This window comes from Sinorhizobium sp. 7-81 (assembly GCF_030124405.1).
Taxonomy (GTDB): domain Bacteria; phylum Pseudomonadota; class Alphaproteobacteria; order Rhizobiales; family Rhizobiaceae; genus Sinorhizobium; species Sinorhizobium psoraleae.
Genome location: NZ_JASKLT010000003.1, coordinates 35,476 through 56,076, shown reverse-complemented (window position 1 = coordinate 56,076; position 20,601 = coordinate 35,476). Strand labels below are relative to the sequence as shown.

The window sequence follows — 20,601 nt, the reverse complement described above, 5'->3', positions numbered from 1 at the left end:
GTCACATCGGCCCAAAAGCCGGATGATACGCGACATTGCCGGAAACCTTCGTTTCCGACAAGGCCAAAACCATGAAATATTGCGGCGCACAACCCGGAAAGACAAGTGTGGGTTCATTGCGAAATCCGAATTTTCGGTAGAACTCCGGCTCGCCGACAACGACGCAGCCGGAAGCGCCGGATTTCCCTAACATATCAAGGCCCTGCCGGATGAGCGCGCTGCCCACGCCGCGCCCCTGCCTGTCTGGCCGCACCGAAACTGGACCAAGGCCATACCACCCGGCGGCAGGGGGAGTGATCGTTACAGGCGAAAAGGCGATATGAGCGATCACCTCGCCCGCGTCTCTCGCAACAAGCGACAGGGCAAGCGCGCCAGCGGCGCGCAGGCGCTCGATGATGAGCGGTTCTGTCTGGTCGCTGTGCGGATGACCGGCAAAGGCGGCCGCCGTTACATCGCGGATAGCCTCGTGATCATCGCTCCGCTCCGGCCGGATGATCATTCGACCGTTACCGACTTGGCGAGGTTACGTGGCTGATCGACATCAGTGCCCATGAACACGGCGGTGTGATAGGCAAGAAGCTGGATCGGCAAGGCGAAGATCATCGGCGCGATAATCTCGTCGACATTCGGCAATACGATCGTATGCATCGTGTCGAGCTTCGACGCGGCAGCTCCCAATTCGTCAGTGATGAGAATGATGCGTCCGCCACGGGCCGCAACTTCCTGCATATTCGAGACGGTCTTGTCGAAGAACCGATCATGCGGCGCGATGACGATGACCGGCATGTTTTCATCGATCAATGCGATCGGACCATGCTTCAGTTCGCCGGCGGCATAGCCTTCCGCATGGATGTAGGAAATCTCCTTGAGCTTCAGCGCGCCCTCCATCGCCAGCGGGAAGCTGGTGCCGCGCCCGAGATAGAGTACGTCACGGCATTTCGACAATTCACGCGACAGGAGCTCGATCTTCGGCTGGATGCTGTTCAGCACCTGGCCCATGATGCGCGGCATCTCGGCAAGGCTTCTCACCAGCGCCTGTTCTTCCTGCTCGCTGACAGTGCCTCGCGCCCTGCCGGCGCCGATGGCAAGCGCGGCGAGCACGGCAAGCTGGCAGGTGAAGGCTTTGGTCGAAGCGACACCGATCTCGGGACCGGCGAGGATCGGAAAGACGGCGTCGGACTCCCGCGCGATTGTCGATTCGCGGGTATTCACGACGGCGCCGATCTTCAGACCGTGTTCCTTGCAGTACCTGAGCGATGCCAGCGTATCCGCCGTTTCGCCCGACTGCGAAATGAAAAGAGCGGCCGATTGCGGCGAGAGCGGGATCTCGCGATAGCGGAACTCGGAAGCGACGTCGATTTCGACCGGCAGACGCGCATAACGCTCGAACCAGTATTTGCCGATCAGCCCGGCGAGATAGGCGGTACCGCAGGCGGAAATAGCGAGGCTCGGCACTTTGGCGAAATCAATGGCGTCGGAAACCGGCGTCACCCGGTTCTCGATGAAGTCGATGTAGTGGCCGAGCGCGTGGGAGATGACCTCCGGTTGCTCGTAGATTTCCTTCTCCATGAAATGGCGATGATTGCCCTTGTCGACCATGTAGGCAGCAGCCATCGAAATCTGACGCGGACGCGTAACGACGTTTCCATCAATGTCGAAGATGTGCGCACCTGCCGCGCCGATAACGGCCCAATCGCCATCGATCAGATAGGTGATTTCATTGGTAAAGGGCGCCAACGCGATAGCATCCGATCCCAGGAACATTTCGCCGTTGCCATGGCCGATTGCGAGCGGCGGCCCGTTTCGTGCCGCCATGATCGTCGATGGATCATCTTCGAAAAGCACGGCAAGCGCATAGGCCCCCGTAACGCGCTTCAACATCGCGTGCATGGCTTCGCGCCGTCCCATGCCGTCACGATGGTATTTCGTCAGAAGATGCGCCACGACTTCCGTGTCGGTGTCGGTCCGGAACTCGGCGCCCGATGCGGTGAGTTCGTCCTTCAATTCCGCGAAGTTCTCGATGATGCCGTTGTGGACCACGGCAACGCCATCGGTGAAATGGGGATGCGCATTGCGTTCGGTCGGGGCGCCATGCGTCGCCCAACGCGTGTGTGCAATGCCGATGCTGCCGGCCAGAGGTTCCTCTTTGAGCCTCGTTTCGAGATTGATCAGCTTGCCCTCGGCACGGCGGCGCTTCAGCCTGCCTCCGTCGATGGTCGCGACGCCGGCCGAATCATAGCCCCGGTATTCCAGCCGCTTCAGGGCGTCGACCAACCGCTCCGATACCGGCTGACTGCCGACAATACCAACAATACCGCACATATCCCTCTCCGCATCCCCTTCACGCCGATGACCGCGTGGCAACTCTCCGAAGCGACTCTCGCCGCCTTCGGGCCTTGGTAACGAAATTGACGCTAGAGGCAATCCACCTCGATTTCACTTTCAGTTTCAGTGTTTAACGAGATCTACTCGGCAGCCTTTGCCTTCTTCTTGGCAGCCTTCTCCGCTTCGTAACGCTCCCGCAGGATCCTCGCCCTGCCCGGCTTGATTTCCTGACGCGCGCGCCCGAAGGCGACTGCGTCCGCGGGAACATCCTCGGTAATGACGCTACCAGAGGCAACCAGCGCACCATCGCCGACCGCCACCGGCGCGACGAGCGACGAATTCGAACCGACAAAGGCATTTTCTCCGATGCGGGTCACATGCTTGTTCACCCCGTCATAGTTGCAGGTGATGGTTCCCGCCCCGATGTTCGATCCGGCACCGACGAACGCATCGCCGATATAGGTCAGATGGTTGACCTTGGCGCCGGCACCGATTTCAGCCTTCTTGACCTCGCAGAAATTGCCGACCTTCGATTTGGGGCCGAGATCGGCGCCGGGGCGAAGGCGCGCAAACGGTCCCACGGTCGCGCCTGCACGAACGAGCGCGCCTTCAAGATGCGAAAATGCGTGAATGATGGCTCCGCTTTCGACGCTGACGGCAGGGCCGAAGACCACGTTCGGCTCTACCAGAACATCCTGGGCAAGCTCGGTGTCCCAGGAAAGGAAAACCGTTTCGGGCGCGATCATCGACACTCCCGCCAGCATCAGTTCGTGCCGCCGGCGCTCTTGCCAGAGACGCTCGATATAGGCGAGTTCCGCTCGTGTGTTGCAGCCGGTCAGTTCCTCCTCGGGGGCCTCGACGGCGATCGCCCTGCCTTCGGTGGTGCGAACGATTTCAACGAGATCGGTGAGATAGTACTCGCCCTTGACATTGGCATTGCCGATACGCCCGAGAAGATCGAGAGCCTTGCGGCCGTTAATGGCCATCAGCCCACCGTTGCAATAGGTGATGCGGCGCTCCGCCTCGGAAGCATCCTTGTGTTCGCGGATTGCGACCAGCACTCCGTCTTCGATGATGAGGCGTCCGTAACCGGTCGGATCGGCGGCTTCGAACCCGATGACGACAACATCATTGCCTTCGGCCAACCCGTCGCGCGCTGCCTTGAGTGGTCCTGCCGTGATAAGGGGGGTGTCGCCGAAGACGACCAGAATGTCGTCATAGCCTCTTGCGATCGCGTCGCGCGCCGCGAGCACCGCATGCCCCGTGCCAAGCCGCTCCTTTTGAAGGAACGAGGTCACGGTAACGCCTGAAGTTTGGGCAGCGGCGGAAACGGCTTCGGCATCACGACCGACAACGAGCGCCGCTTCCGAGATCGAGGCGCTGGCGAGGGCGTCGACGACATGGGCGATCATCGGTCTGCCCGCCACCGGATGCAGCACCTTCGATAGGGACGATTTCATCCGCGTGCTTTCGCCAGCCGCCAGGATGATCGCCAGGCAAGTCCGTTCCATTCTCATTTTCTCCTTGGCATTAATCGCAGGCGGAACGCCCTTACGCCTGACTCGACCGTGTTCTTATTAGCAAGATATTGCGAGAAACATAATTCTCACAATCACGTCGCGTTACCCGCGGTTAAAACCACCACGAAGGTTATCTGGCGCTGCGATCAAGCTTCCGGACGCAGCCTGCTTTCCGTCAGGAGACCGCTTTCCTCGAGAATAGGATAGGCCACGGAAGCAATGTGCGCATTGACGCGCTTCAGGTCTCGCAACATGTCGAGATGCAGCGAACTCGTCTGCAGGCTTTGCAGCAGGCCGTCGCGAAGCCGTTCGAGGTGCCGCTCCGCCGAGCGTTTCTCCATGTGGCGGACGTCGACCTTGACCTCGATCAGGTGGCGAGCGAGGTCCGCATTGCGGCTGACGAAGATCGTCTGAGCGATGCGCAGGTTGTCGATGGTCAGGTTGAACAGGCTTTTCAGCTCCTGATAGCCATCCTCGGAAAACTTCAACCCATTGGTGACTTTCTTGCCGATTTGCTCGCAGATTCCCTTCTCGATGATATCGCCCATGTGCTCGAGATTGATCGCATAGTCGATGATGACGATCGAGCGGCGACCGTCCTCGGCGCTGAGCCCGTCGCGGCCCAGTCGAGACAGGAATATCTTCACCTCCTGCTGGAGCAGGTCGACCTGCTTTTCCATTTTTCCGATGTCACGCAGCTCACCGAGGTCGTTGTTGTTGAAGGCATTCGAGGCGCGTGTCAGCATTGCCTCGACCAGATCCCCGACGCGCAACACTTCACGTGTCGCCCCGGAAAGCGCCATCACCGGCGTATCGAGCGTTGCTTCGTCGAGATAACGGGGGCCTGTCTCGCCAGACTCTTCGTCGGGAACGAACCGGCCCATCAACCGCGCCAGCAATCCTGCGAACGGCCAGGCGATAATCGCGACGACGAGATTGAAAACAAGATGGACGTCGACCGGCAGGTTTTGTCGCGGCAGCGGCAGATGTTGCAGCCATTCGGCATTGATCCCTGCAATCGGAAGCGCAATGAGGCAGCCGATGCCGCGCACCATGAGGTTCCCCAGCGTCACGCGGCGCGCGGGCGGCGCTGAACCGAGTGTGGCGATAACCGGCGGGACGGCTCCTCCGATATTGGCGCCAAGCACCAATGCGACGGTCAGCCCCGCGGACAGCACACCAGCAGAAGACAGGGAAAGAACGAGCATGACGATCGCCAGGCTGGACGACGACGCGAAAGCCAGGCCCGCCGAGATGATCAGCGCAACGGGCCAGGCGCTGTCGAGCATGCCGAGAAATGCTGCGAGCGCACGGGATTCGCGCATCGGTTCCGTCGCGACCGAGAGCAGATCAAGCGACAGCAGCATCAAACCGATGCCGACAAGCGCGAAGCCGGCGCCCTGACGCGCGCTCGACCGGCTCATCCGGTGCATGACAACGCCTGCGAGAATAATGACCGGCGAGAGCCACTCGATCCCGGTGGCGACGATCCAGGCGGTCATCGCCGTGCCGACATTGGCGCCCAGCAGAACGATCTGCGCCATCTGCGCGCGCACCAGCCCCTTCTCGACGAAGGAAGCCGTCATCAAGGCGGTGGCGGTCGAACTCTGCAATGCAAGGGTCGCGATGAGACCTGTCACAAACGAGCGAACAGCGCCGCTCGTTCCCTGCGCGAGGCCGGTGCGCAGCCTCGATCCGAATGCACGGGTGACGCCATCCTTGACGAGCGACAGGCCGAACAAAAGTAGCGCCACCGCTCCGAAAAGATTGACCATCACGATCGTTGACTGCATGGCATGAATTCCCGTAACGGCCGCTGGAATCGGAGTAGTTTACTCCATTATCGAGCACACAATTCCCATTTCGTCGCTATGAGACATGCGCTGGAAATCGCAAATTTCGCAGATCAGTTTCGGTCGCCGGCTAACGAATCCGACATCGACTTTCTTGTTAGCGTCCGATCTTGCCCGAATCCCGCGTTTTTTCTGATCATCCTCGGACGCCACGCGGGAAAAAACCGGTTGCATCCAATCGTCCGACCAACGGGCCGCAATTTGCCGCTGAGCGCCCTTCAATTCCTGTCTGGTTTGTTCTAAGGAACGAATTCGTTTGGCGTAAAGCCACCGCATTACAACAAGGTTTCTGCCCCTATGCTCGAATCGCTTAGAAAAGCTTCCCAGACATGGATCGTCAAAGGCCTGATGGCCATTCTCGTCCTGTCCTTCATGGTATGGGGCGGTCAGACGCTGATGGTGGCGAGTGTTCCCAATGCGGTGGTGACGGTCGGCGACGTCAAGGTCTCGCCCAGTGATTTCCGCCTGGCTTACGAGCGCCAACTGAGCCTGCTTTCGAGGCAGCTCGGGACACCGCTGACGCGCCAGCAGGCCCGTGCCTTCGGCATTGAGGCACAGGTTTATTCCCAACTCGTCGCTGGCGCAGCGCTCGATCAACTTGCCCAGGATATGAATCTCGGCCTTTCCGAGGACCGCCTTGCGAAGCTCATTGGCGAGGACCCGGCCTTCCACAGTGTCAACGGCCAATTCGATCGTCTGACTTTCTCAAGCGTGCTGCGCAACGCGGGCCTTACCGAACAGGATTACATCAACAACCGCAGCCAGGTGGCGGTCCGGTCGCAGATCGTCGATGCGCTGTCCGATGGATACACCGCTCCCAAGGTGCTGACAGACGCCGTTGGCAAGTATCGCCACGAAAAGCGCTCGATCGACTACCTGATGCTCTCGAACGCGAACATCGATGCGGTCAAGGCGCCGGCCGACGACGTGCTTGCACCCTGGTTCGAAAGCCACAAGGCGAACTATCGCGCTCCGGAATACCGCAAGTTCAGCTACATCAAGCTGGAACCGGAAGACCTGATTGCTACTGAAACCGTATCCGATGAGGAACTGCGCGCCGACTACGAGAAGCGCAAGGAAAGCTTCCGCTCGGCAGCAACGAGAACTGTCGAACAGCTCGCCTTCCCTTCGCGTGAGGCAGCAGACGCTGCGGCAGCCAAGCTCTCCACCGGCACGTCGTTCGACGATCTGGTCAAGGCCGAAGGCAAGAGTGCGGCGGATGTTCTTCTCGGCGAATTCACCAAGGATCGCATGCCCGACGCGAAGATCGCGGAGGCTGCCTTTGCCGTTCCGGCAGAAGGTGGTGTTACGCCGGTCGTGGAAGGCGCGTTCGGGCCGGTCATCCTGCGCGTAACCAACATCAAGCCGGAAACCACACGCAGCTTCGACGAGGTGAAGGAAGAACTGCGGAAGGAAATCGCCCTTTCTGCCGCGCGCGAAGAGGTCGTCAGTCTTCACGACAGGATCGAGGATGAACGTGCCGCCGGCGCCACGGTCAAACAGGTGGCCGACCAGATGAAGCTGAAGCTCGTGACCATCGATGCGATCGACGCCACGGGCCAGGATCAAAATGGTGATGAAGTCCCCGGAATTCCGGAGGCGCGCACGCTTCTCCAGGAAGTCTTCAAGGCGGAGGTGGGGCTCGACACGCTTTCGGTCAATATCGGCCGCGACGGCTCTGCCTGGTTCGATCTTGAAGAGGTCATCCCGGCCCGCGATCGTACGCTGGACGAGGTTCGCGACGAAGTGGCTGCGGATTGGACCGCGGAGCAACAGCGAATGGCGCTGGCCACGAAGGCAGCAGAGCTCAAGCAGCGCGTCGAGAAAGGCGCAAAGCTTGCGGACATAGCAACAGAGCTTGGCCTTGTCGTCGAGACGAAAGCTGGCCTCACCCGCTCGACCGAAGATGCTGCACTGAGCCCAGCCGCTGTTGCGGCAGCCTTTGGCGGTCCAAACGGACACGTTGCCAACGCGCCGGGCATCGACGGCGAAGGGCAAATCCTCATTCAGGTAACGGCCGTCGACGACAGCGCCCCGGCCAACGCCCTCGAAAATGACGACCGTCAAATCGAAGCCGTCGCTCGCGCTAGCGGCGACGACATCCTTGACCAGATGGTCTCCACCCTGCAGGCGGTTTACGGGGTGGCGATCAATCAGACGCTCGCCGAAACCGCATTGGCGCAACGCTGACGGACAATGCTGACCGACAAGGAAACGAACTGATGAGTGATTTGAAGCCGTTCGTCGCGAAAGTGGCAGCTCGCGAGGCACTGAATCGTGAGGACGCGCGGGCGGCTTTTGAGATCATCATGTCCGGAGCGGCAACGCCTTCGCAAATCGGCGGCTTCCTGATGGCACTTCGGGTGCGCGGCGAAACCGTCGACGAAATCGTCGGGGCCGTGGGCGCGATGCGCGCGCGCATGCTGCCGGTCGATGCCCCGAAAGATGCGATCGACATCGTCGGCACCGGTGGCGACGGGGCCGGCACCTACAACATCTCGACGCTCGCCTCCCTGATCGTCGCGGGCGCCGGCGTCCCGGTCGCCAAACATGGCAATCGTGCGCTGAGTTCGAAATCCGGCACCGCCGACGCGCTGTCGTGCCTGGGCGTCAAGCTCGACATCGGACCCGAGGCGATCGCCCGCTGCATAAGCGAGGCCGGCGTCGGTTTCATGTTCGCCCAGCAGCACCATTCCGCCATGCGCCACGTCGGCCCAACGCGGGTCGAGCTCGGTACGCGGACGATCTTCAATCTGCTCGGCCCGCTCTCGAATCCGGCCGGCGTCAAGCGGCAGCTCGTCGGGGTCTATGCGCCGCAATGGGTAGATCCGCTTGCCGAAGTGCTACGCGACCTCGGTTCGGAAAACGTATGGGTGGTCCATGGCGACGGGCTCGACGAAATCACGACGACCGGCGTGACCAAAGTTGCCGCGCTGCAGGACGGCAAGATCACGAGCTTCGAGTTGACACCGGCCGATTTCGGCCTTCCCACGGTCACGCTTGAGGCGCTAAGAGGCGGAGACGGGGCACACAATGCCGTCGCGCTGCAGGCTGTCCTCGACGGCGCGGAGAACGCCTATCGGGACATTTCGCTTGCGAACGCCGCCGCTTCATTGATGATAGCGGGGCGCGCCAATGATCTTATCGAAGGCATCGCGCTCGCCCGGCAGTCGCTCTCGAGCGGTGCGGCGAAGACTGCCCTGCAGCGGCTGATCAGCGTGTCCAATGCCGCTTGAGGAGAAGGTAGCTCCATGACGGATATCCTGCGCAAGATCGAAGCCTATAAGCGCGACGAGATCGCCGCGGCTAAATCGCGCGTTCCTCTTGAGGAACTGAAGGCAAGGATCGCGGATCAGACATCGCCGCGGGGCTTCCTTGCGGCCCTCGCTTCGCGCCGCAAGGAAGGCGAATTCGGCCTGATCGCCGAGATCAAGAAGGCAAGTCCTTCGAAAGGACTGATCCGTCCCGACTTCGATCCCCCGGCGCTGGCCAGAGCTTATGCCGCCGGCGGCGCAGCCTGCCTGTCCGTCTTGACTGACGGACCGAGCTTCCAGGGCGCGCCGGAGTTCCTGACGGCAGCGCGCGCCGCCTGTACTCTTCCGGCGTTGCGCAAGGACTTCATGTTCGATCCCTATCAGGTGTTCGAAGCGCGAGCTTGGGGCGCCGACTGCATCCTGCTGATCATGGCGTCCTTGAGCGACGACGATGCGCGCCGCCTCGAGGATTCGGCCTTTGCGCTCGGGATGGATGTCCTTATCGAAGTGCATGACGCCCGGGAGATGGAACGGGCGCTAGCGTTGACTTCCCCGCTCGTCGGCATCAACAATCGCAATCTCAGAACATTCGATGTCGACCTCGCCGTCTCTGAACAACTGGCGGCGATGGTTCCGCACGACCGGCTCCTCGTCGGCGAAAGCGGCATCTTTACGCATGAGGATTGCCGGCGCCTGGAAAAGAGCGGCATCACCACGTTTCTCGTCGGCGAGAGCCTGATGAGGAAGGACGATGTCGAGACGGCGACGCGGGCGCTGCTGACGGACTCCGGAAGCGTATTGGCGGCAGAGTGATGAGCGGTCCCTCCCTCACCCACATCGACAGTGCCGGCGAGGCGAACATGGTCGATGTCGGCGACAAGGCCGAGACCGTTCGTGTCGCCGTCGCCGAAGGCCACGTAAAAATGCGCGGCGAGACTCTCGCGTTGATTCTTGAAGGCAACGCCAAGAAGGGCGATGTCATCGGCACGGCGCGGCTTGCCGGCATCATGGCTGCGAAACAGACATCCAACCTCATTCCACTCTGCCACCCGCTTATGCTGACGAAGGTCGCGGTGGATATCGTGCCTGATGACGCCCTGCCCGGCCTGCGCGTCGAGGCAATGGCAAAGCTGACGGGGCGGACTGGCGTCGAGATGGAGGCCCTGACAGCCGTCAGCGTTGCCTGCCTTACGATATACGACATGGCAAAGGCCGCCGACCGCGAGATGGAGATCGGCGGCGTTCGGCTGGTCAGCAAATCGGGCGGGCGCTCAGGCGATTATCGGCGCCAAGGAGAGACGCGCTAATGTCACTGCTTTCGGTTGAGGATGCACTCGCCAGAGTGATTGGCAAGGCTCGGCCGCACCGTCGGACTGAAACACTCCCACTGCACGATTGTCTCGGCCGGGTGCTGGCCCAGGATATTGCCGCACGGGTCACGCATCCCGCCTTCGATAATTCCGCGATGGACGGCTACGCGGTTCGCCACGAGGATATCGCTGACATCGGCGCGCAGCTTGTCGTCATCGGTCAGTCCGCCGCGGGCCATGGATTCCGGGGACGGGTGCATGCCGGTGAAGCCGTGCGCATCTTCACCGGTGCGCCCCTGCCCGCCGGCGCCGACACCGTGATCATCCAGGAGGATACTGAAAAGCTTTCGGGCGGGAAGATCCGCACGTTGTTTGCCCCGGCAAAGGGCCGTCACATCCGGCTTGCAGGACAGGATTTCGTGGAGGGCGACATTGCGCTTGTCGCCGGCAGCGTGCTCGATGCCGGGCGACTGACGCTCGCTGCGGGCATGAGCCATGAAAGCCTGCCGGTGTTCGAGAGACCGAGGATTGCTATCGTCGCCACCGGCGACGAGTTGTTGCCGCCGGGAAGTTCCCCTGGTGCGGACCAGATCATCGCATCGAATACTTACGGCGTCGCCGCAATTGCGCGCGAGAACGGCGCCGAAATCCTCGACCTAGGCATCGTGCCGGATGACCAGGAGGCAATTTCCGCCGCCGTTGCCAAGGCCCAGGCGGCTGGAGCGGACGTCCTCGTAACGCTCGGCGGGGCCTCCGTCGGCGATCATGACCTTGTTCAATCGACTCTGCTTTCGCGCGGCATGGTGCTGGATTTCTGGCGCATCGCCATGCGCCCCGGCAAGCCGCTCATGGTGGGCGAGCTCGCCGGCATGACGGTGCTTGGCTTGCCCGGCAATCCCGTCTCGAGCCTCGTATGCGCCTTGCTCTTTCTCGAACCGCTGGCCCGGCACTTGGCGCATCTGCCGCCTCGGTCGCGGATGACAACGGCAAAGCTTGCAGCCCCCTTGCCGGTCAATGATCGCCGGCAGGACTATATCCGCGCGCGCCTGACCGTCGAACCTGACGGATCGCTCCTCGCCCATCCGTTCGCGCGCCAGGATTCCTCGATGATGAACGTCTTCGCGCAATCCGACGGGCTCATCGTTCGCGCTCCACATGCCGCAGCAGCTTCGAGCGGCGATCCATGCAACATATTACGGCTGCGCTGACCCGCTCAACCCAAGCAAAAACGCGCCCGCTGCGACTTTCTACATGATCAGCCGCCTGTCATACGACAGACATGGAAAGCGTATAGCTAGGAAATCACTCAGTCATCTGTCCCGGCGGCTGACTACGGATGAACTAGCAGGCGCCAGGGCAGTTTGAGGAAAGGTCGGGTACGCCCCGGCCTTTGCTTTTTTGGCAAAGCGGCTCGCCGGGAACGTCAGGCTTCGTCGTCGGCGCCGCGGGCGACGAGAATCTTGTCAATCCGGCGACCGTCCATGTCGATGACCTCGAAGCGGTAACCATGGGCCTCGGCGATATCGCCCTCCTCCGGCGTCTTGCGCAACTGCTGAACGAGAAAACCCGCGATCGTTTCGAAATTGCCGTCCGCCTCGATGCCTTCGATGCCGATCGCCAGATGAATCTCGTCGATCGGCGTGCGTCCGTCGACAATATAGCTACCGTCCTCGCGCAAACGGATATGCGCGTGCTCGATGTCATCGTAGTTCGACGGCAACACGCCGACGATCGCCTCCAGGATGTCAGCCGTCGTAATGATGCCTTCCGTACTGCCGTACTCGTCGACGATCATCGCCATGTCGATGCTCGATGTCTTGAAGGCATCAAGCGCCTTCAGGCATGAGGCCGTCTCCGGCAGCGTCAGGATCTCGCGGAGGTGCGCACGCAGGTTGAACGACGCAGTTGCGGGGATGTTCAGAACCTCCTTGGCCAGAATCGCGCCGAGAACATCGCCTGTGGGGCCATCTACGACGGGATAGCGGGAGTGGCCGAACTCCCGGACCTTGCGCCGGATCACCTCAAGGTCGTCGTTGACGTCGATGAAGCGCATCTCCGTGCGGTGCGTCATGATCGATTTCACGTTGCGATCACCAAGCCGAATGATTCGGCGGAGCATTTCATGCTCGCTCTTTTCGATCGCGCCGCTTTCGACGCCTTCCGCCATGATCGCCTGAACCTCCTCTTCCGTCACATGATCCGGATCGTCCGGACGCATGCCGAACAGGCGTATCGCCCCTGCAGCCGCCATCTCGAAAAGATAGACGACGGGTGCGGCAATACGGGAGAGCAAAGTCATCGGCCTCGCGACGAACATCGCCAGTCCCTCGGAATTCCTGAGCGCGAGCTGCTTCGGAATGAGTTCGCCGATAACGACGGACAGGAAGGTGATGAGCGTGACCACCAATCCGACAGCGACAGTGTGTCCATAGGGGTTGATCCAGGCCACCCCGTCGAAGAAGGGAGCTATCTTGGCGGCGATCGTTGCACCGCCATAGGCGCCCGCCAGAATGCCGACAAGGGTTATGCCGACCTGCACCGTGGACAGGAACTTTCCGGGATCATCGGCCAGCCTTAGCGCGGCCTCCGCCCGTGGATTTCCCTGTTTTACCATTTGGCGAAGCAATGGTTTGCTTGCCGAGACGATCGCCATTTCCGAGAGCGCGAAGAAGGCGTTTATCAAGAGCAAGACAAAAATGACAAAAAGCTCGGCCATGGTCTCCAGGTCACCGTTGATGGAAGGCCGCACTGCACGGAACGACCGTCTCCCAGATAGGCTACGGGCGAAGCTCGGGCAAGGTCAGGCTTCAACTTCGTGGCGAAAGGCGGCGGCGCCGCCTCTATGCGGTACCCGCGTGCAGCGCCTGTCGAACACGATCGCGACCAACCTTGATGACATGTTCCATCGCCGAACGGGCCGCCGCCTCATCCCTTCTGCCGATTTCTTCGACGATTCGCATGTGATTGCGGGCGACCTCGTCGATGCCGCTCTTTTCGGCGGTGGGCGAACTCAACTTGAACACGCCGACAAGTGCCGCCTCGATCAGGCTGCCGACCGTGCGCAGGAAGGGGTTCCCGGAAGCGTCCAGAACGGAAAGATGGAACTTGAGGTCGGCGACGGCGAGGCTTTCAGCGGTGTGGTTCGCGTCGCCCATCGCGACGGCGAGACGCATCATGCCGCTGATTTCCGCATCAGTCGCGTTTCGCGCCGCCAACGCCGCGGCATGCGGCTCGAACGCAAGCCGCACCTCACTGAGATGGTAAAGGAATTCGTCGTCGACACCGGATGCGAAATGCCAGGTCAGGATGTCGCTGTCGAAGAGATTCCAGTCGTTCTTGGGCCTCACACGCGTGCCGATGCGGGCGCGTGGCACGACGAGCCCCTTGGCCGCCAAGGTCTTCATAGCTTCGCGCAGCACGGTTCTTGAAACCCTGAAACGCGCCGCCAGTTCCGGGTCGCCAGGCAGGATGCTGCCGACCGGAAATTCCCCTGAAACGATCGCTTTGCCGAGTTGATCCACCACTTGCGCATGACTCGTGCGTTTCGGTGCGCCGGATATCACTGTCTCAAACAGGCCCTTGCTCAAACCCGTTCCCCCCTCCCAAGAATACCTCCGCGGAGGCCGCGCACTCGTGTATCGTTCGTGGCGTTTCAACCGCCATCTTCATGCCCCAGCGCGAAGGGAGTTCAACTCTAGTTCGAATATGCGATTCCTCAAAGCCGCTCCGAAGCCACGGCGGGGTCGGTTTGTCGCACCTGATAGTCGGCCGCCCAAAAATCGGCAAACCCCGCGTGTTGACGCGGGGTTTGCCGGCTGTCGAACTAAACGACGTGGCTGGTTTAGCAGGTCTAGCCAGCTTATTGCGGCAGCTTGTCGTCAACGCCTTCAACGTAGAAGTTCATGCCGAGCAGCGTGCCATCATCAGCGCTTTCGCCCGCCTTCAGCCAGGCGCTGCCGTCCTGCTTGTTTAGCGGGCCGGTAAACGGCTTCAATTCTCCCGATTTGATCTTGGCCTCGGTTGCTTCGGCCATCGCCTTCACATCATCAGGCATGTTCGTGTAGGGCGCCATGGTCAGGATGCCGTCCTTCAGGCCATCCCAGCTCGATGTCGTTGTCCACTTTCCATCGAGAAATGCCTGCGTGCGCTTCACATAGTAGGCGCCCCATGTATCGACGATCGCCGTCAACTGCGTCTGCGGACCTGCCGCGATCATATCGGATGCTTGGCCGAATGCCTTGATGCCGCGCTCGGCAGCAACCTGCATTGGAGCGGTCGTGTCGGTGTGCTGCGTCAGGATATCGACACCCTGGTCGACCAGTGCCTTGGCGGCGTCGGCCTCCTTGCCGGGGTCGAACCAGGTATTCGCCCACACGACCTTGATCTTGAAGTCCGGATTGACGGAGCGGGCGCCGATCACGAAGGAGTTGATACCCATTACGACTTCCGGAATCGGGAACGAAGCGATGTAGCCGGCGACGCCCTTCTGCGAAAGTTTGGCAGCGATCTGGCCTTGGATGTAACGGCCTTCATAGAAGCGGCTGTTGTAGGTCGCGACGTTCGGGGCGGTCTTGTAGCCGGTCGCGTGTTCGAACTTCACGTCGGGGAATTTCTCGGCGATCTTGATCGTCGCGTCCATAAAGCCGAACGACGTCGTGAAGATCAGCCCGCAACCCGAACGCGCCAGGCGTTCAATTGCGCGCTCCGCGTCGGGACCTTCCGGCACGTTTTCGAGAAACTGCGTCTCGATCTTGTCTCCAAGTTCCTTTTCGAGCTGTTGGCGGCCGATGTCGTGTGCTTGCGTCCAGCCGCCGTCGGTCTTCGAGCCAACGTAGACGAAGCAGACCTTGGCCTTTTCCTGAGCACTTGCCGCGGACGTGAAGCCGAGCACGGCAGTTGTGGTTGCGAGGGCGAGCATTAGTTTTTTCATTTTGACCTCTGTCGGTTGTCCGTCTGGCTTGTTTTTGTTCATCGGTCCGGCACAAACGGTTTGCCGAGCGACGCCGGCGTGTTGATCAGGGTCATGCGCCGGTTGTGTGAGATAAGAATAAGTACGACGATTGTCGCGATATAGGGAAGCGAAGAAAGGAATTGCGAGGGAATGCCTATACCGAAAGCCTGCGCGTGAAGCTGGCTTATCGAAACCGCCCCGAAGAGATATCCGCCGGCAACAACGCGCCAGGGGCGCCAGGATGCGAAGACCACCAGGGCAAGCGCAATCCAGCCGCGCCCCGCGGACATGTTCTCCACCCATTGCGGTGTATAGACGAGCGATAGCTGCGCACCGGCGAGGCCGGCGCAGGCGCCGCCAAACAAGACCGCCAGATAGCGTGTTCTTATGACATCTACGCCGAGCGCATGGGCCGAGGCGTGACTGTCGCCCACGGCGCGCAGCTTCAGCCCCGTGCGGCTGCTGAACAGAAACCAGTGGACACCGGCAACCACCGCGATCGACAGATAGAAGATCGCGTCCTGGCGGAACAAGAGCGGCCCGAGAAACGGAATCTCAGAGAGTAGTGGTATCGCGATCGGCTGCAGCTTTATCCCCTGCATTCCGAGAAAACTCTCGCCGAGCATGCCGGATACGCCGAGCCCCAGAAGCGTCAAGGCCAGTCCGGTCGCCACCTGGTTGGCGACAAGCGTCAGGGTAAGAAAGGCAAAGAGGAGCGAGAACAACGCCCCACTGGCGATGCCGGCCAGCAGGCCGACATAGGGCGCCCCGCTAAGCTGCGTTGCAGCAAAGGCGCAGACGGCGCCCATGATCATCATCCCTTCGACGCCGAGATTGAGGACGCCCGATCGCTCCGCGACAAGTTCGCCCGCAGCGGCAAGGACGAGCGGGGTAGCCGCCGTGATGACGCTCAACAGGATTGCTTCAACGATGCCCATCAGTGGCTTCCATCCGTCTTGATCGCGGCGAGCCTCTCCCACACGAGCCTTATGCGATAGTGAATAAGCGTGTCGCAGGACAGCACGAAGAAGAGCAACAGTCCCTGAAACACACGCGTGACCTTCTCCGACACGCCGATCGAGAGCTGTGCCGCTTCGCCGCCGAGATAGGTCAATGCCAGGACCAGACCGGCGGCGATGATGCCGAGCGGATTGAGGCGGCCGAGAAAGGCGACGATGATGGCCGTGAAACCGTAGCCGGGCGAGATCACCGGCCGCAGCTGCTGGATGGCGCCGCTCACTTCCGCAATGCCGGCAAGCCCAGCCAATGCCCCGGAAAACAGCATCGAAAACCAGATCATCTTGCGCGACGAAAAGCCGGCAAAGCGCCCTGCCCGCGCGGACTGGCCGAGCACGGTGATTTCGAATCCTCTCAGCGTGTAACGCATCATGAACCAGACCAGGACCGCCGCGATGACCGCGAAGGCGAAGCCCCAATGCGTGCGCCCTGAGGCAAGCATTTCAGGAAGGATCGCATCGGCAGCAAAACTGCGGGTTTCCGGAAAATTCATGCCCTGCGGATTGCGCCAGGGGCCACGCACGATCCAGTCGAGAAAGAGCTGGGCGACATAGACCAGCATCAGGCTCGTCAGGATCTCGTTGGTGTTCATATGCGCCTTGAGGAAGGCCGGTATCGCAGCGAAGAGAGCGCCGCCAAGCATGCCGAGCACCATCATCATCGGCAGCACCATCGGCGATTGCCAGTCGTAGAAGACGACGGGCAGGATCGAGCCCGCGATCGCCCCCATGATGAATTGTCCTTCGGCTCCGATGTTCCAGTTGTTGGACCGGAAGCAGACGGAGAGGCCGACACCGATCAGGATCAGCGGCGCGGCCTTGATCGCCAACTCGTGCAGCGACCAGACTTCGCTCAAGGGTTCGACGAAGAAGCTGTAGAGCGCGATAACTGGATTCTTGCCAAGCAGCGCGAACATGATTCCGCCGAAGATCATGGTCAGCGCGAAAGCGATGAACGGCGACAGAATTGAGAACAGCGCCGAAACCTGAGCGCGTTTTTCGAGTTCAATGCGCATGCGCCACTCCCGCGCCTTCCGTCTTGGCGTACATGCCCCCCATCAATAGACCGATCTTCTCACGCGACAGTTCCCATGCCGGATAAGGATCGGAAAGGCGCCCTTCGCTGATGACGGCGATCTCGGTCGCCACCTCGAATATTTCGTCCAGATCCTGGCTGATGACGAGCACCGCGGATCCTGCCTTGGCAAGATCGACCAGAGCCTGACGGATGCGGCTTGCCGCCCCCGCGTCAACGCCCCACGTCGGCTGGTTCACCACGAGTACGGATGGCTGGCGATCGAGTTCACGACCGACGATGAATTTTTGCAGGTTACCGCCCGAAAGCGAACCCGCCGGCGGGTCCTCGCCGCTCTTGCGAACATCCATAGCCTCGGAAATCCGCCTGGTCGCAGCCTTCACTGCACTTTGGCGGATGATCTTGAGGAATCCGCCACCGAGAAACGCCCGCTTGTCGGATTGATTGCGTGCCAGGACCAGATTGTCCGACAGGGAAAGCGTCGCGACCGCCGCGTGCCCATGCCGCTCCTCCGGGACGAAGCCGGCCCCCATCAGACGTCGCGCGTTGATGTTCCTTGTTCCAACTGGCCTCTGCCGTATCTGCACCGCGTTGTCGTCGGCGACCGGATATTCCCCCGACAGCGCGTCGAAAAGCTCGCTCTGGCCATTGCCGGCAACACCGGCGATCGCCAGCACTTCACCCGCCCGAACCTTGAGACAGATGTTCTTCAGCGAAACCGCAAAAGGCGTGCGCGCCGCGACCGAAAGATGGCGTGCCTCCAGTTGCACGTCGCCCTTGATGTTCGTGCCTTCCGGGGTCACCGGCGCCACATCGCTTCCGACCATCATCCGCGCCAGCGAGGCCGGCGTTTCCGCACGCGGATCGCAAGCCCCGGTCACCCTGCCGTGCCGCAGAACCGTCGCCCGGTCGCAGATGCGCTGAACCTCCTCGAGACGATGGCTGATATAGAGGACCGAACGCCCTTCGGCCTTCAGCTTCTGCAGTGTCTCGAACAGGCGGTCGGCCTCCTGCGGTGTCAGCACGGAGGTCGGCTCGTCAAGAATGATCAACTGCGGATTTTGCAAAAGCGCGCGCACGATTTCGATCCGCTGGCGCTCGCCGACAGAAAGATCGGCAACATGCGCTTTCGGGTCGAGCGGCAAGCCATAGGCGTGCGAAAGCCGCGACGCCTCGTCGGCGACGCCGGCAAGCGACACGTTCCGATCCATCGAAAGGGCGATGTTCTCCGCGACCGTGAGCGCCTCGAACAAGGAAAAATGCTGGAAAACCATGCCGATGCCGAGCTTGCGGGCGTCACTGGGGCTGGCGATGCGCACCGGTTCACCCTGCCACGCTATCTCGCCGGCCGTGGGCGCGAGAACCCCGAAGAGCATCTTCACCAAGGTGGACTTGCCCGCCCCGTTCTCACCGAGCAGGGCGTGGATTTCTCCGGGCTCTATCTGCAGATTGATCGCGTTGCAGGCTGCGAACGAGCCGAACAATTTCGTCAGGTTGCTCACGGCCAACAATGAACCGCTCGCAGTTTGTCCCTTAACAGGCACGCTGCCCTCTTTTCCCCTCTTTTGATCCCCGCCCACCTTCAGGTTTCGGTCACGGAATCAACAATGTCGTTCCACTCGTTTTTCTTGTTTCCAGATCCGTATGCGCCCGGCCAGCCTCGGCGAGCGGATAAGTCTGATTGATATTGATACGCACTTTGTTGCTTTGCACAACATCAAACAGGGAATTTGCACACGCCTCCAGCGCCGGCCGCGTTGCGACATAGGTGAAAAGCGTCGGGCGGGTTGCAAAGAGCGCGCCTTTCTGCGCCAGCATGCCGACGTTGAACGCCTCCACCGGGCCGGAAGAATTGCCGAAACTGACCCACAAGCCGCGCGGTTTCAGGCAATCCAGCGAGGCTGGAAAGGTATCACGGCCAACCGAGTCGTAAACGACGTCGACACCTCGCCCGCCCGTCAACTCCTTCACCCGCGTGACGAAATTCTCCGTCCCATAATTGATGACATGGTCGTAGCCATGGGCGAGAGCGAGATCGATCTTCTCCTGGGATCCCGCCGTGCCGATCACGGTCGCGCCCAGCGCCTTGGCCCACTGCCCGGCGATCAGGCCAACGCCGCCGGCGGCCGCATGAAAGAGCAATGTCGTCTCCGGACCGACCTTGAAAGTCTGGTTGAGGAGGTATTGGGCGGTCATGCCCTTCAGCATCATTGCAGCCGCCGTCTCCAGGCTGATGCCGTCGGGGACCTTCAGCAGTTGCGATGCCTCGACATTGCGTTCGCTCGCATAGGCACCATCGGCGGAAGCGTAGGCAACGCGGTCGCCGACCGAAAACAGGTTCACGCCATCGCCTACGGCGGTGACGATGCCGGCCCCCTCCTTGCCCGGAATGAACGGCAAGCCGGTCGCCGATTTGTAGAGGCCCGTCCGGAAATAGACGTCGATAAAGTTGAGACCGACCGCCACTTGCCGGATCTGGACCTCACCCGGGCCAGGGGCCGACAGCGTGACCCCTTCCATTTTCAGGACTTCGGGTCCACCGAGTTCGCGAACAACGATCGCCTGTGCCATGGTCAACTCCTACATGCGGCCGAGATTGGGGAATATCTGCAGAACAAAACCGATGACGTAGAGATAGACCCCGGTTACCACGACGCCAATAGCTACCCAGGCGGGCGTCTCGAAATGCAGAAGCAGAGCATAGATGCCGAGCGCGGACCATAGCAGGAAGACGCCGAGATTGAGCGGCCTCAGCCTTTCGACGCGCACGGGATGCAGGAAATTGATCGGCAGGAACGTCAGCACGACGGAAAGGAAAACGACGATAGATGCCGTCAGTTCGCTTGCCTGGATCACGAAGAGCGTGAAGACGACCATGTTCCAGACGACCGGAAAACCGGAAAAGAAATACTCGTCCGTCTTCATTCCCATGTCCGCATAATAGATTGCGCTCGATACGACGATCGCGCCGGCGGCCACGAAGGACCAGGGCTCACCGATCATGCCGCTTTGATAAAGCGCGAATGCGGGCAGCAAGACGTAGGTCACGTAATCGATGACGTTGTCGAGCGTATCTCCCGACCAGTTGGGCAGCACTTCCTTGACCCGCACCTTGCGTGCGATCGGCCCGTCGATGCCGTCGACGAGCAGCGCCAGCCCGAGCCACCAGAACATGTCGACGAAACGATGCTCGGCCGCCGCCACGACTCCGAGAAAGGCGAGGAACGAACCGGAAGCCGTCAGGATGTGTACGGAGAAGGCCCTTATCTCGGCGTAAGGAACTCTTCGGTAATTAAAGAACTTCATGGGCGACGCCGCCTATCCCCTACATCCCGT

Annotated in this window: 17 protein-coding genes; 5 read left to right on the top strand and 12 right to left on the bottom strand. The window is 61.0% G+C overall.

Annotated elements, in window-relative coordinates:
• Position 1 precedes the first annotated feature (1 nt).
• From QN224_RS12750 to QN224_RS12735, 4 genes are all read right to left on the bottom strand, one after another.
• Positions 2-499 (bottom strand): N-acetyltransferase, encoded by a 498-nt coding sequence (locus QN224_RS12750; RefSeq protein ID WP_283976979.1) that lies wholly within the window; start codon positions 497-499, stop codon positions 2-4.
• Complete coding sequence (gene glmS / locus QN224_RS12745) at positions 496-2,322, bottom strand: glutamine--fructose-6-phosphate transaminase (isomerizing) (protein WP_283976978.1); 1,827 nt, start codon at positions 2,320-2,322, stop codon at positions 496-498. The genes QN224_RS12750 and glmS overlap by 4 nt, the downstream gene beginning before the upstream one ends.
• Positions 2,323-2,465: 143 nt before the next feature.
• Positions 2,466-3,836, bottom strand: coding sequence for a bifunctional UDP-N-acetylglucosamine diphosphorylase/glucosamine-1-phosphate N-acetyltransferase GlmU (gene glmU, locus QN224_RS12740; RefSeq protein WP_283976977.1), 1,371 nt, complete (start codon positions 3,834-3,836; stop codon positions 2,466-2,468).
• A 155-nt stretch (positions 3,837-3,991) separates the two neighbouring features.
• The gene (locus QN224_RS12735; RefSeq protein WP_283976976.1) at positions 3,992-5,638 is read right to left on the bottom strand and encodes a Na/Pi cotransporter family protein; all 1,647 of its coding nucleotides are present in this window, start codon (positions 5,636-5,638) and stop codon (positions 3,992-3,994) included.
• 357 nt (positions 5,639-5,995) lie between these two features.
• Between QN224_RS12735 and QN224_RS12730 the strand changes: the two genes are divergently transcribed.
• Genes QN224_RS12730 through glp form a run of 5 tightly spaced genes read left to right on the top strand, consistent with a single transcriptional unit; the run spans position 5,996 to position 11,470 of the window.
• On the top strand, positions 5,996-7,888 hold the full coding sequence (locus tag QN224_RS12730) for a peptidylprolyl isomerase (protein WP_283976974.1): 1,893 nt from the start codon (positions 5,996-5,998) through the stop codon (positions 7,886-7,888).
• Positions 7,889-7,920: 32 nt separating this feature from the next.
• Positions 7,921-8,934, top strand: a complete 1,014-nt coding sequence (trpD, locus tag QN224_RS12725; protein ID WP_283976973.1) for an anthranilate phosphoribosyltransferase — start codon at positions 7,921-7,923, stop codon at positions 8,932-8,934.
• Between the two features lie 15 nt (positions 8,935-8,949).
• Entirely contained in the window at positions 8,950-9,765 is an 816-nt protein-coding gene (trpC, locus tag QN224_RS12720) for an indole-3-glycerol phosphate synthase TrpC (RefSeq protein WP_283976972.1), read from the top strand.
• Positions 9,765-10,259, top strand: coding sequence for a cyclic pyranopterin monophosphate synthase MoaC (gene moaC / locus QN224_RS12715; RefSeq protein ID WP_283976971.1), 495 nt, complete (start codon positions 9,765-9,767; stop codon positions 10,257-10,259). Before trpC ends, moaC begins: the two co-directional genes overlap by 1 nt.
• On the top strand, positions 10,259-11,470 hold the full coding sequence (gene glp / locus QN224_RS12710; protein WP_283976970.1) for a gephyrin-like molybdotransferase Glp: 1,212 nt from the start codon (positions 10,259-10,261) through the stop codon (positions 11,468-11,470). Before moaC ends, glp begins: the two co-directional genes overlap by 1 nt.
• 215 nt (positions 11,471-11,685) lie before the next feature.
• Here the strand turns inward: glp and QN224_RS12705 are convergent, their stop codons facing one another.
• The 8 genes from QN224_RS12705 to pcsA all read right to left on the bottom strand — a co-directional run bounded on the left by QN224_RS12705 (position 11,686) and on the right by pcsA (position 20,571).
• Complete coding sequence (locus QN224_RS12705) at positions 11,686-12,978, bottom strand: hemolysin family protein (RefSeq protein ID WP_173512915.1); 1,293 nt, start codon at positions 12,976-12,978, stop codon at positions 11,686-11,688.
• A gap of 124 nt (positions 12,979-13,102) precedes the next feature.
• Positions 13,103-13,849, bottom strand: coding sequence for a FadR/GntR family transcriptional regulator (locus tag QN224_RS12700; protein ID WP_283976969.1), 747 nt, complete (start codon positions 13,847-13,849; stop codon positions 13,103-13,105).
• A gap of 272 nt (positions 13,850-14,121) precedes the next feature.
• Positions 14,122-15,192 (bottom strand): BMP family ABC transporter substrate-binding protein, encoded by a 1,071-nt coding sequence (locus QN224_RS12695; protein ID WP_269283833.1) that lies wholly within the window; start codon positions 15,190-15,192, stop codon positions 14,122-14,124.
• A 38-nt stretch (positions 15,193-15,230) separates the two neighbouring features.
• Positions 15,231-16,151: an ABC transporter permease gene (locus QN224_RS12690; protein WP_283976968.1), complete on the bottom strand. Its 921-nt coding sequence runs from the start codon at positions 16,149-16,151 to the stop codon at positions 15,231-15,233.
• Entirely contained in the window at positions 16,151-17,245 is a 1,095-nt protein-coding gene (locus QN224_RS12685) for an ABC transporter permease (protein ID WP_283976967.1), read from the bottom strand. Before QN224_RS12685 ends, QN224_RS12690 begins: the two co-directional genes overlap by 1 nt.
• Positions 17,235-18,809, bottom strand: a complete 1,575-nt coding sequence (locus QN224_RS12680; RefSeq protein ID WP_283976966.1) for an ABC transporter ATP-binding protein — start codon at positions 18,807-18,809, stop codon at positions 17,235-17,237. The genes QN224_RS12685 and QN224_RS12680 overlap by 11 nt, the downstream gene beginning before the upstream one ends.
• 49 nt (positions 18,810-18,858) lie before the next feature.
• Positions 18,859-19,836 carry a quinone oxidoreductase gene (locus QN224_RS12675; protein ID WP_173512910.1) on the bottom strand — a complete coding sequence of 326 codons (978 nt, stop codon included), beginning with the start codon at positions 19,834-19,836 and terminating at the stop codon, positions 18,859-18,861.
• 9 nt (positions 19,837-19,845) lie between these two features.
• Positions 19,846-20,571, bottom strand: coding sequence for a phosphatidylcholine synthase (gene pcsA, locus QN224_RS12670; RefSeq protein ID WP_173512909.1), 726 nt, complete (start codon positions 20,569-20,571; stop codon positions 19,846-19,848).
• Between the last annotated feature and the right edge of the window lie 30 nt (positions 20,572-20,601).